Genomic DNA, 12110 nt, shown 5'->3' on the forward strand with positions numbered 1-12110 from the left:
TGTAGCAATTATATGTCCATTAGGATCATTTAATTGAGATAAAATTTATCTCAATTGCAAGGTGAGAAATAATTTCCGAAATAACATCTATTCTTACTGTGTTAATAGCTCTAAGGTCTAAGGTATATAGGACCCATATGGCCTGTGTCATTAAAATTCCTTGCTGCTGTCGTAAAGTTTTCCATACATTGCTATGGTTTATTAGAATATTATGAGTTACCTCAAGTTATTAATAAGAATAAAATTGGTCTTTTACCATTTAATGAACAAAAGGCCAGTCACCAATGAAGTTATGGGAATATTATTCTAGCGGATTACTTGTGTTCAGGCGAAGCTTTAATAAATATGGTTTAGGTGGTTTAGGTGGTTTAGGTGGTTTAGGTGGTTTAGGTGGTTGGGGGGGGGTTACGATGAATGCGATATGAAATCTTTATTTTATATTTTTGAAAATGCATGTTTTAACTCTGTTTTTGAATCTTTGTAAAAAACATCCTAGAAAGGATTGTTCTTGGTATTATATGTCACGAAGTATATTGGATTTTTCATTGAATGTAAAAGTATCTTGATTTTATGTATTATATCAAAATAAATTTTTTAAAAAACTATCTTGCTTTAGTTGTTATCTTATCATTATTGATAAATCCATCACTCGCATTTATTAATAATTTTATAGTAAGCACTCCAAAGTTTATGGTTATCCTTTTTGAATTGTTAGCTTATTTTTTTATTTTGCTGTATATTTATTTTAAGGGGTTTAGGGAAAAAGATTCAAGTCCATTATATATAATATTTATTGCTATATATTTCACATTTCTAATTAATATGCCTTTATATTCTGGTATGTTAGACGGTTTAAGAAATTTTCTCATTATCGGGCTGTTTACTATGGTTGGTAGCCGGCTTAATTTTCAACAATTAAAGTTCATTTTTGGTGTGTTTACTTTCTTAGTTATGTTTTTTTTAATTTTGGAAATTATTGATGTTCAGCTATATGTCAATATTTTTAATCCATCTTCTTACTTTGAACAAAGCAGGGGCTTAATTGTAAGTGAAACTAATGAAACGGGATTGTTTGGTGCTGCCTTAGGTTTTGAAAATAGATTTAGCTATGGTATTTTTAATGGAGCAAGAACATCATCTATTTTTTTAGAGCAAGTTGGATTAGGTAATTTTGGTCAGATTTTGTTGATTTATACTTTGTGTTTTTGGTCTAATTTTAAAATAAATACGAAAATATTTTTTATGTCTTCAGTATTTATTATTGTAACATCAACAGAGTCCAGGGCTGCAGGTTCACTTTGTATTATTTATATCTTGATTTTTTTATTCCGAAATATGTTGTTCAAAAGAGTTAATGCATTTGTAATGCCGCTGTGCATTTTATTTGGTTCATTTTTTACAATATTTTTTAATGTGCAATATTCGGACACCCTTTCAGGGAGATTTTATATTGGAATGGAACATTTTTTTGATTTAAGTTTTTTAGATTATTTAGGTCTGTCAGCCGCCTATTCTTATAAGTTTGCTGATAGTGGATATGCTTATTTGATGTCCTCATCAACTATTTTTGGTTTCTTTGCTCTTTATTTCTATTTGAATTTTTATAGTAAGCAAAAATATAATTATTCAGTGCTTTATTCTTTATATTTGTCATTATACATATATGCTAATTTAATTATTAGTGGTAGCTCTGTTTTTTCTATTAAAACTGCACCTTTAATATGGGTTTTATTTGGGTTTTTCAAATACAGAGAATCTATTTGTGATTTGAGTTCTTATCAATTAAAGAAGTAATAAAGGTGAATGTGAGAGTTTTTCATGTAGTTCATCCGTTTCCCTCAGTGTTCGTGGTCTAGTAGATGTAGTATTAAATTTAGTTCTACCATAGCTTAAAAAAAACATAATATTGAAGTATATTCATTAAATTCTGATTTTAAATTGAAAAAATACTTACTGATCAAGATATTTTTAATGGCATTCCTGTTAAATGTTTTTGGCTAGCTATAAGCGTTATTCTTTGTGTACGTTACTTTTAAATGCTCTAAATACGTTTGATGTCGTTCATGTGCATTCTGTTGATTTTTATTCGAGTATTTTTTCTTAAAATTATTTAAAATTATTTAAAATTTTAAAGCTTATGTTGACATTGGTTGTTCACGGTGTTTTTTTATATTAACAATCATGTAAAATTAAAAGATAATTCTCTGAATATATAACACCTTTTCACTTTCTCAATTTGAGGTTGTAATATGTTGTAGGATAAATGGTTAAGATTTATTTAAAAGGGTTAAATAAAAATAAAGTGTTTTGCTTTCAAGTTAGAGTAGTAATTTCTGTATGTGATACTTCGTGAGCTCTATGTTTAATGTAGTTTGTGCGCTCATGTTGAGTTTTTGTTTTATAACTTATTTTTTATGTCTAAGATACTTTTGTCTTAAGGGGAGGGGGGACGTTGTTATTTAGCCGTTTTTTTAAAAATGGGTACTGGATGTTATCGGAGAAATTAATCTCAGTCGTTTCCGGTTTTTTTATTACTGTATATACAGCGAGATATTTAGGCCCTGAATCAATGGGTGTTATAATATATATAATTTCCGTCTTATCTATAGTTGTTCCTTTGTCACAATTAGGTACAATGCAATTAATTTTTGATAAAACACTAAGGAATCGAAACTTAGGTATTAATATTTTATTGTATTCTAAGTTTTGTATGAATGTCGTTTTTATATTAATAATGCCTTTGTTAATATTATTTTTATATTTCAATGGCAATGGTAATGATAGTGAAACTTGGTTTTTGATTGTTACTTTAATTGCTTATGTATATTACCAGACCCTTGATAACTTTAGTCCTTTTTTCGACTCGATTTTATCGTCAAGAACAAATGTTATTGCGACAAATTTTGGAGTTTTATTTTCTCACGTTAGTAGGTTAATCTTTGTTATTTTCAACCTTCCTATGTTTTTTTTTGGTATTCCATATTTAATAAGTGTTATTGTTCCTTATGGTATAAAAAGTTTTTACTTCAACGGTAATTATAGAGGTAAAATAAACCCATCAAATAAACGAAAAAAAGTATATCGAGAGTATATACTTAAAGCTGGTGTCCCTCTTGCTATATCTTCATTTTCGGTGCTTTTATATGTTAAAGTAGGACAAGTTATTTTAGGGGGGATATCTGGTTTTTATTATTTAGGTATCTATAATGCGGCAAATGCTTTAGCTCAAGCTTGGTTGTTTATCCCCATCACTTTGATAACTATCGGGCTTACTAAAGCATTGAAATTAAATGGTGGTGATAAAATTAAGGCGTTAAGTGTAATATTATCTGTTATCACTATCTTAATGGTTTTAGTAATAATTTTTTTCTTTTTTTTATCATATGAAATCGTTTCATTCACGTTTGGAGTTGATTATTTAGCAAGCTCTGATGGTGTGTTTTTATTAAGCCTCGCAAGTTTTTTTTCAGTTTATGGTGTTTTTTTTACTCGGGTTATTGTCAGTTATGGCGGTTACAATTTTCTTATGAAGAAAATGTTTGTAACGTTAGTTTTTAATTTGATAATTTCATATGTATTCATAAATGCTTATGGTTTAATCGGAGCATATTGTTCAATAATCATAACTGAGTTTTTATCATCTATAGTTTTTAATGCGTTTTATCAGAAAGTCAATCTGTTAAGCATCTTTAAAGAATTCTTTAATTTATTTAATAATATCTCGTTATTAAAATAGTACGTGTTTTATATAAGGTTTTTATGAAAATACTGTTTTTGTCAAATGCAAGTTTAACATCGGGTTTTATTGTCGGTAGTCATCAGTTAGCTCGACAGTATATCCTTCAAGGTCATGATGTTATTCATGTAAGTTCTCCCGTCTCAATTTTAAATATTTTAAAAGGTAGAGTGGGATTAAAAAAACTTTATCAATCACTTTTCGGAAAAAATACACATACACATTGGGGTTTTTTTGACTTAATTCCATTTGTGCCTTTTCCTTATGGTTATTTTGGTTTTTTAGATAAGATTGATGATTTTTTCATTAAACAAACAATAAAAAAATATAATAAAAATGGATTTGATTTGGTCTTAGTTGATCAACCCCTTTTTCATGGGGTAATTAAATATTTAGATTCAAAAAAAATAGTCTATAGACCTACAGATATTTATAGTGATATGGGGGGTGAACGATTTAATTTAGCAGAAAAAAAAATCATTCCCTTAGCAAGCGTAATTATAGCAACAAACAAGATTGTATTAGAAAAGTTGTCTCTGAAAAATAGTATAAAATCATTCGTTATAGAAAACGGAGTGGATAGTGAGTTTTTTTCAAGTGGAAAAAGCTATACAGAACAAAGACAAGGGTGTGTATATATTGGCGCTATTGATTTTCGTTTTGATCATGAAGTATTAGTAAGGTTGGCTGAAAAATACTCAGATATTAAATTCGATATTTATGGACCATGTGTGATTGACGTAGATAATAAAATTCCTAATCTAAATTATTATGGTCCATTATCCTATTTTGAATTACCAAGTATGTTGAAGAAATATAAAGTCGGATTATTGCCATTAAATAACCATCCTGCTAATTCAGGTCGTTCACCCATGAAGTTGTGGGAGTATTACTCTAGTAAATTATTGGTTTTAAGGCGAGGGTTTGGTAATAAACCTTTAGGGCCTTGGGATATTATTTATAATGATTGTAATGATGTATTTAGTTCTTTCGAAAAAGCTTACTTTGAAGAAGATTCTGAATTAATATTAAGTGAGACTACAAGAAAAGATTTTTCTTGGGATTATATCTCGAAAGAAATTATTAGCATAACAGTAAATAGTGATCAGTAACGATATAAAATTATTAGACAACGCCCCTTTAGGTTGTATTTTTATTTACTAGCCTTACTTACTCATGTTTCTTAGATATTTTTAATATTATTATATTATTATATTATTAATGTTAGTATTATTTATTGTGCTAGCGTTATTTTATCGCATTTCAATGCATTTAATTTCAAGGTTTTGCATTTAGATAATGAAATTAAAGTTCTGACTTCTATTGTATATAATATTTTCTTCATTTTTTTGCTTTTACCAAATCTCAAAGTGGTACTTTTTTCGTAAATTGGTTACAGAATTCTCTATCTTAGCTTTATTTACAATAGTAGTATTTATTCCCAGTTTCAACTGGATGAATATTATTTTTTACCTATGTAATTTTGTTAATTAAATTGTTAACGTTAATGTATGTAGGAGGGCTAACTCATCTTCATATTTCTAAAATTGTAGTGGCTTACTAGTTAAGAACGGTGAGGTAGGATTGTTTGGTGCGATATTAGGTTTTTAAATAAGTTTTTATAGTTTATCAGCATAACTCAGTTTTTTAAATTTCTAGATAAAAGCTATTTATTTTTTTAAAATTCAAAGGCATTAAGAGATAATATAGAAAATCAATGTATAAATAGTTATAATTAAAAGGTTCGATTTTATGAGAGTAGTACACATAGTTCGTCAGTTTCTACCTAGTATCGGGGGCTTGGAGGATGTCGTTTACAATATCAGTGCTGAACAAATTAAAAGTGGCTGTGAAGTAACTGTTTATACTTTAAATACTGATTTTCAAAATGATAATCAATTATTGAAAGACGAAGTGTATGCGGGTATAAATGTTAAACGATTCTCTTGGATGGGTTCTAAGCGTTATTCTATTTGTGCTTTACCAGTTAAATTGTTAAATGAGTTCGATGTTATACATGTTCATGCTGTAGATTTTTTTGTTGAATATTTATCATCCCTTAAAAGATTAAGGTTAATCAAGTCTAAGTTAGTTTTAACTACCCATGGTGGTTTTTTTCATACAAATAACCAAGCTTATCTAAAAAGGATTTTTTTTAAATTTATTACACCTTTTTCTTTATCGCAGTTTGATGTTGTTACTTGTTGTAGTATTAATGACTATGATTTGTTCAAGAACTTAAATAAAAATGTTTTGTTAATAGAGAATGGTGTCGGTTTTAGAAAACTTGGTGAAGTTGATTGTGTCAATCGAAGTCGTTTAGATGACAATGTTTTTATTTATTTTGGTCGATTCAGTGATAATAAACGATTGCCATTATTAATTGAGTTTTTTTCATCGTTAACTCGAACTGATATAAAGTTGAAAATCATTGGTCGCTCTAAAACTGGTAATGTTGAAATTATAAAAGATGCCATCAATAAAACTAAATCTAAAAATGTAGAACTTGTCTTAGATAAATCAGATGAAGATATTTTAGATTATATAAAAGGTGCTCGATTCACAGTAAGTGCATCTGAGTACGAAGGCTTCGGTTTGAGTGTGGTTGAGCTCATGTCATATGGTTTAGTTCCTTTACTTTCATCAGCTCCTCCGAGCTTCCACCGATTTATAGCAGAATCAAAATCTGGTGAAGTTTTCGATTCTAATATTGAATCCTTCACTTTAGCAATTGAAAAAGTTTGTGATAGTTGGAGTGTTGATATGGCGGAAAAAGCAGAAGGTTATTCAAGGCTGTTTTCTTGGGATACCGTTTCGGAGAGATATTTAGATGTTTATCAATAATGAAATGGCACAAGATCAAATAGTTAACAATTTAGACCTTGTTGACGATATTAATATCGCACTCCTAAAAAGTATGCTTACTGAGTCTAAAAGCCCCATATCTATAGGTTTTATTAATCAACATGCTTACAATTTAATTCATAGTAACGATAATGTTAGGGTTTTATTTGATTCGTTAACTTTTCGTTTTCGTGATGGCATAGGAATGAAGTTTGCTTGTAAATTAAATGGCTGTCATCCTGGTTACAATTTAAATGGTACAGATTTTATTCCTGACTTGATTAGTTTTTATTTGGAGGTAAATGCAAGACCTAAAATTTTTGTTTTTGGAACGCAAGAGCCTTGGTTAACAGCAGGTGCTAATAAATTATTTAAGGACCACGAAGTAATTTCTATGGATGGTTTTAAAGATGTTAGCGATTACTTGTCAATACTATCTGATTCATTATCAATAGATGATAAGACGCTAATAATTCTTGCCATGGGAATGCCAAAACAAGAGCTTTTAGCTAAAGAAATACTTAAAATATCTCAAGGGTCACAACTAATTATCTGTGGTGGCGCAGTGATCGACTTTTTAGCAAATAGGTTTACACGGGCACCTAAGTTATTCCGAATGTTAGGTTTAGAGTGGTTATACCGTTTACTTGTTGAGCCTAAACGATTATTCAATCGTTACGTAATAGGTATTCCTAAGTTTTTTTTCTACATATTAATGAATCGTAATATTTAGTTTATAAGGTCTTTATATGCTTTTACCTGTAATTATGGCCGGCGGGTCTGGCTCGCGTTTGTGGCCTTTGTCGCGTCAACAATTCCCAAAGCAATTTTTAACCTTGCTTGGTGATCATTCTATGCTGCAAACCACAGCAAACCGTTTGACAGGCATTTCTCATTCGCCTGCATTGGTTATTTGTAATGAAGAGCACCGTTTCTCTGTTGCCGAACAATTTCGTTTAAATAACACACCAAATAGCGGGATTGTGCTTGAACCTGTTGGCCGTAACACTGCGCCAGCTATCGCATTAGCTGCTATGTTGGCTATTCGTAATGGTGATGATCCATTATTGCTTGTGCTTGCGGCTGATCACGTCATTAAAGACCAAGTGGCTTTTTGCCAAGCTGTAACGAATGCAATGCCGCTTGCTGAGCAAAATCAACTTGTTACTTTTGGCATCGTTCCAACAGCACCGGAAACCGGTTATGGTTATATTCAACGCGGCGATGCATTAGCCAGCGGTTTAGGCTTTGATGTTGCCCAGTTCGTTGAAAAACCCAATTTAACCACCGCCCAGGATTATATTGCTACTGGCCAATATTATTGGAACAGCGGTATGTTTATGTTTAAAGCCAGTACATACCTACAAGAACTAAAAATTCACAGTCCGGCTATTTTTGCTGCGTGTGAAGCAGCATTGGTTGATGTTACTCATGATGCGGATTTTATTCGTATTAACAAAGCGTCGTTTGAAGCCTGTCCAGACGATTCGATTGATTACGCTGTAATGGAAAAAACTCAACACGCTGTAGTGGTACCCATGGATTGTGGTTGGAGTGATGTAGGCAGTTGGTCAGCTCTTTGGGAAATAGACGATAAAGACGCACAAGGTAATGTGTTTAAAGGCGATGTTATTGGTATTAATACGCGTAACTCTTATGTTAACGCCAGCGAAAAATTAGTGACTACAATTGGTTTAGATGACGTCGTTGTCGTTGAAACTAAAGATGCTATTTTAGTAGCAAAACAGTCAGAAGTTCAACAGGTTAAGCAAGTTGTTGAACAACTTAAAGCGGAACAGCGCAGTGAATGGCAGCATCACCGTGAGGTGTATCGCCCCTGGGGTAAGTATGACTCGATAGATAACGGTGGCCGTTTTCAGGTTAAGCGCATAACCGTAAAGCCCGGTGCTAAATTATCAGTTCAAATGCACCATCATCGAGCTGAACATTGGATTGTGGTATCGGGTACCGCCAAAGTGACTAATGGTGATAAAGATATTTTATTAACCGAAAATCAATCGACTTATATTCCTGTTGGTGTTGTACATGCATTAGAAAACCCCGGTAAAGTGGATTTAGAATTAATTGAAGTTCAGTCAGGCTCTTACTTAGGTGAAGACGATATTGTGCGTTTTGAAGATCGTTATGGTCGAGTTGCCACCTCGGAGGCTAAGTAATGTTGGTTAGCCATAAAGTCATACAGCACAGCAATATTGCCTTTGGTACGAGTGGTGCCCGTGGCCTGGTAGGCGATTTTAATACAGACGTGTGTGCTGCTTTTACTGTTTCATTTATTCAGACTATGCGCTTCGCCTTTAGTTTCAAATCTGTTGCGATTGCCATAGATAATCGTCCAAGCAGTTATACCATGGCCCAAGCGTGTGCTAGTGCCGCTGAGCAGCTAGGATTGAACGTTATTTATTATGGTGTAATACCTACCCCAGCATTAGCCTTTCAATCTATGAACTTATGTATTCCATCGATTATGGTTACGGGTAGTCATATCCCATTTGATCGTAATGGGCTTAAATTTTACCGACCAGATGGTGAAATTTCTAAATCTGATGAGTCGTCGATTATTAATGGCCAATTTACTTTTGAACCCATTTCAAGTTTGATTGAACTACAAACGTCACTCGAGGCGTCAGAAGCTTATGTTGCTCGTTACTTAGATTTATTCGACAGTCCTTTTTTAACGGGTAAGCGCATTGGTATTTACCAGCATTCAAGTGCTGGGCGTGATATTTACCCTGCATTATTTGAACAACTTGGCGCCGAAGTTGTGCTAATCGGCCGCAGCGATACCTTTGTACCTATTGATACTGAAGCTGTGAGTGAAGCTGATTGTCAAAAAGCTATTGATTGGACAAATCAATATCAATTAGATGCATTGTTTTCTACCGACGGTGATGGTGATAGACCAATGCTGGCTGATGAACAAGGTCAATGGTTACGGGGGGATATGTTGTGCTTATTGTGCGCACAAGCATTATCGATTGAAGCGCTAGCTATTCCTGTGAGTTGTAATACTGCGGTTGAGTTGTCAGCAACGTTTAAGGCAGTAATGCGAACAAAAATTGGTTCGCCATATGTGATTGCCGGCTTTAATGAGCTAAAAGAAACATATAATAGTTATGCTGGTTTTGAAGCTAATGGTGGTTTTTTATTAGGCTCTGATGTTTATTTTAACCAACAACAACTCAAGGCTCTACCTACTCGGGATGCTGTTTTACCCGTTCTGATGTCACTATTTTCAGCAAGAAACAGTTCTGTTTCTGTGTTAACTGCAAACCTTCCTAAAAGATTTACTCACAGTGACAGACTGACTGAGTTTGCTCTAAGTAAGAGTAAACAGATAATGGAGTTTGGTAATAATTACCCCAACAAGTTGTTAATAGCGCTAGGTTTAGGCGACTGTTTTATTCAAAAGCTTAACACCGTAGACGGTTTACGTTTTGTCTTAGATTCTGGTGACATAGTGCATTTAAGGCCGTCAGGAAATGCACCTGAATTTAGATGTTATGCAGAAAGTGATTCTTTAGAAAAAGCTAAAACACTTGTTAATCGAGTTTTGCCATTGTTGGCAAAAATAAATTTTTAGTTATGTTACTTTTTAGGTGAGTCAAATGGATAGACCATCCAAATTTCAATTTGTTGGTTCCAATTCAAGTTTTCTATTGCGCATTATTGATATGTCGTTAGTTGTCATTGCCTTACTAATTATTATGCAAGGCTATCATGTTCCATTTAGCAAAGATTATTTATTAGTAGTTGCAGGTGTTTTACTTTTATTTAGTTATATTAGTGAATCTCTAGGCTTATATCGTTCCTGGCGTTTAGGTAAATTCACCCACATGTGCAGGCTATTAGCAGCTATCGTTACCATTTGTTTTTTAATCATATTTACTGCTCTGTTCTTTTTTAAATATGCTGAGTTATATTCACGTGTGGTTATGACTGGGTGGTATGTTTTATCCGTTGTTATGTTATTAAGTTGGCGCTTGTGTGTTCGTGAAATAAAACGAATTAGGCGAATTAAAGGCTTTAGTGTTGAAAAGATCGCGATTGTTGGTCTCACTGAAACCGGAATGAGTTTATATAGCGAGATTTTAGCTCACGATGAGCTAGGGTTTGACTGTGTTGGATTTTTTGATGATAGAGAACCTAGTCGTATTACTGATTTAGATCCAAAGTTAATAGAGGGTAATATTAATCAAGCAATTGAATTAGCTAAAAATGGTGATATTCAAAAACTTTATGTGTGTTTACCGATGTTAGCAGAACAACGTATTGCTGATATTATTCAACAATTAGGCGACAGTACAATTGATGTGCTAATTACACCTGATTTTTTAATGAAAAACTTGATGCATGCTCGTATTGGTAATGTCGGTGAGGTCGACACTATTAGTGTATTTGAATCGCCTGTAAATGGAACTAAGCGATTTTATAAACGAAGCTTTGATATTGTGTTTAGTATTTGTGCCATTATTGCCATATCTCCTGTATTGATAGCTGTTTCAATTGCTGTTTATATGTCATCACCCGGACCGGTGTTATTTAAACAAGATCGTTACGGCCTCGATGGTCGAAAGATTAAGGTTTGGAAATTCCGCTCTATGACAGTGACGGAGAATGCTGACAAAGTGACACAAGCTCGTAAAGGCGATGCACGTATAACGAATGTAGGTGCATTTATTCGCCGTACTTCTTTGGATGAATTACCACAATTTTTTAATGTACTATTTGGTGATATGTCAGTTGTTGGTCCAAGGCCTCATGCCGTGGCACATAACGAGGAATATCGTAAGCTTGTCACTTACTACATGTTGCGTCATAAGGTATTACCTGGCATTACTGGTTGGGCTCAGGTTAATGGTTGGCGTGGAGAGACTGATACACTAGATAAAATGGAAAAAAGAGTTGAGTATGACCTTGATTACATCCGTAATTGGACTCTTTGGTGGGATGTAAAGATAGTCTTTTTGACGTTTTTTAAAGGATTTGTCGGTAAGAACGTATATTGATTTTAGGTCCTAGAGGCGAGGTTCTTGGAACTCACAAGTTCGCCAGAGAGCGGACTTCGTCCTTAGATGTTTAGTGCGTCATTCCGGCAACGCTGTTGATCCGGAATCTAGGTGTTGGCTTTTCATCACGTCATTCCGGTAATGCTTTTGAGCCGGAATCCAGGTGTTGGCTTTCATCACGTCATTCCGGTAATGCTGTTGAGCCGGAATCCAGGTGCTGGCTGTTCATCTCGTCATTCCGGTAATGCTGTTGAGCCAGAATCTAGGTGTTCAGTTTGTAGCTTTTAAGCAAAATCAAAGCAACACCTGGATCCCTGATAAGAGATCTCAGGGATGACGAACGAAGGGATAACGGCAATGCCTACTATTACGTCATTCGCTAATGTTTCATTACGTCATTCTGGTAATGCTGTTGAACCGGAATCTAGGTGTTGGCTTTTCATCATGTCATTCTGGTAATGCTGTTGAACCGGAATCTAGGTGTTGGCTTTTCATCATGTCAT

9 protein-coding genes are annotated in these 12110 nt (G+C 33.4%); all 9 read left to right on the top strand.

Annotated features, from left to right (window positions below; all coding sequences use genetic code 11):
* The first annotated feature begins 284 nt into the window (after positions 1–284).
* The 9 genes from IEY40_RS12680 to IEY40_RS12720 all read left to right on the top strand — a co-directional run bounded on the left by IEY40_RS12680 (position 285) and on the right by IEY40_RS12720 (position 11607).
* Complete coding sequence (locus IEY40_RS12680; protein ID WP_188956735.1) at positions 285–425, top strand: hypothetical protein; 141 nt, start codon at positions 285–287, stop codon at positions 423–425.
* A gap of 145 nt (positions 426–570) precedes the next feature.
* Positions 571–1794: a hypothetical protein gene (locus IEY40_RS12685; protein ID WP_188956737.1), complete on the top strand. Its 1224-nt coding sequence runs from the start codon at positions 571–573 to the stop codon at positions 1792–1794.
* 658 nt (positions 1795–2452) lie between these two features.
* Entirely contained in the window at positions 2453–3736 is a 1284-nt protein-coding gene (locus IEY40_RS12690) for an oligosaccharide flippase family protein (protein ID WP_188956739.1), read from the top strand.
* Positions 3737–3759: 23 nt separating this feature from the next.
* The gene (locus tag IEY40_RS12695) at positions 3760–4848 is read left to right on the top strand and encodes a glycosyltransferase family protein (protein ID WP_188956741.1); all 1089 of its coding nucleotides are present in this window, start codon (positions 3760–3762) and stop codon (positions 4846–4848) included.
* A 640-nt stretch (positions 4849–5488) separates the two neighbouring features.
* Positions 5489–6580 (top strand): glycosyltransferase family 4 protein, encoded by a 1092-nt coding sequence (locus IEY40_RS12700; RefSeq protein ID WP_188956743.1) that lies wholly within the window; start codon positions 5489–5491, stop codon positions 6578–6580.
* Positions 6567–7313 (top strand): WecB/TagA/CpsF family glycosyltransferase, encoded by a 747-nt coding sequence (locus IEY40_RS12705; RefSeq protein ID WP_188956745.1) that lies wholly within the window; start codon positions 6567–6569, stop codon positions 7311–7313. The genes IEY40_RS12700 and IEY40_RS12705 overlap by 14 nt, the downstream gene beginning before the upstream one ends.
* Positions 7314–7329: 16 nt before the next feature.
* Entirely contained in the window at positions 7330–8757 is a 1428-nt protein-coding gene (locus IEY40_RS12710) for a mannose-1-phosphate guanylyltransferase/mannose-6-phosphate isomerase (RefSeq protein WP_188956747.1), read from the top strand.
* Complete coding sequence (locus tag IEY40_RS12715; RefSeq protein WP_188956749.1) at positions 8757–10181, top strand: phosphomannomutase; 1425 nt, start codon at positions 8757–8759, stop codon at positions 10179–10181. The genes IEY40_RS12710 and IEY40_RS12715 overlap by 1 nt, the downstream gene beginning before the upstream one ends.
* A gap of 25 nt (positions 10182–10206) precedes the next feature.
* Positions 10207–11607: an undecaprenyl-phosphate glucose phosphotransferase gene (locus IEY40_RS12720; protein ID WP_229777097.1), complete on the top strand. Its 1401-nt coding sequence runs from the start codon at positions 10207–10209 to the stop codon at positions 11605–11607.
* Positions 11608–12110 lie beyond the last annotated feature (503 nt).

The sequence above is a fragment of the Shewanella ulleungensis genome (genome assembly GCF_014648315.1).
GTDB classification, from domain to species: Bacteria; Pseudomonadota; Gammaproteobacteria; order Enterobacterales; family Shewanellaceae; genus Shewanella; species Shewanella ulleungensis.

What these genes read in the sequence shown, in the direction of transcription:
- IEY40_RS12700 (WP_188956743.1), top strand. Translation starts at nt 5,489, where the DNA reads ATGAGAGTAGTACACATAGTTCGTCAGTTTCTACCTAGTATCGGGGGC.
- IEY40_RS12685 (WP_188956737.1), top strand. Translation starts at nt 571, where the DNA reads ATGTATTATATCAAAATAAATTTTTTAAAAAACTATCTTGCTTTAGTT.
- IEY40_RS12715 (WP_188956749.1), top strand. Translation starts at nt 8,757, where the DNA reads ATGTTGGTTAGCCATAAAGTCATACAGCACAGCAATATTGCCTTTGGT.
- IEY40_RS12680 (WP_188956735.1), top strand. Translation starts at nt 285, where the DNA reads ATGAAGTTATGGGAATATTATTCTAGCGGATTACTTGTGTTCAGGCGA.
- IEY40_RS12710 (WP_188956747.1), top strand. Translation starts at nt 7,330, where the DNA reads ATGCTTTTACCTGTAATTATGGCCGGCGGGTCTGGCTCGCGTTTGTGG.
- IEY40_RS12705 (WP_188956745.1), top strand. Translation starts at nt 6,567, where the DNA reads ATGTTTATCAATAATGAAATGGCACAAGATCAAATAGTTAACAATTTA.
- IEY40_RS12695 (WP_188956741.1), top strand. Translation starts at nt 3,760, where the DNA reads ATGAAAATACTGTTTTTGTCAAATGCAAGTTTAACATCGGGTTTTATT.
- IEY40_RS12720 (WP_229777097.1), top strand. Translation starts at nt 10,207, where the DNA reads ATGGATAGACCATCCAAATTTCAATTTGTTGGTTCCAATTCAAGTTTT.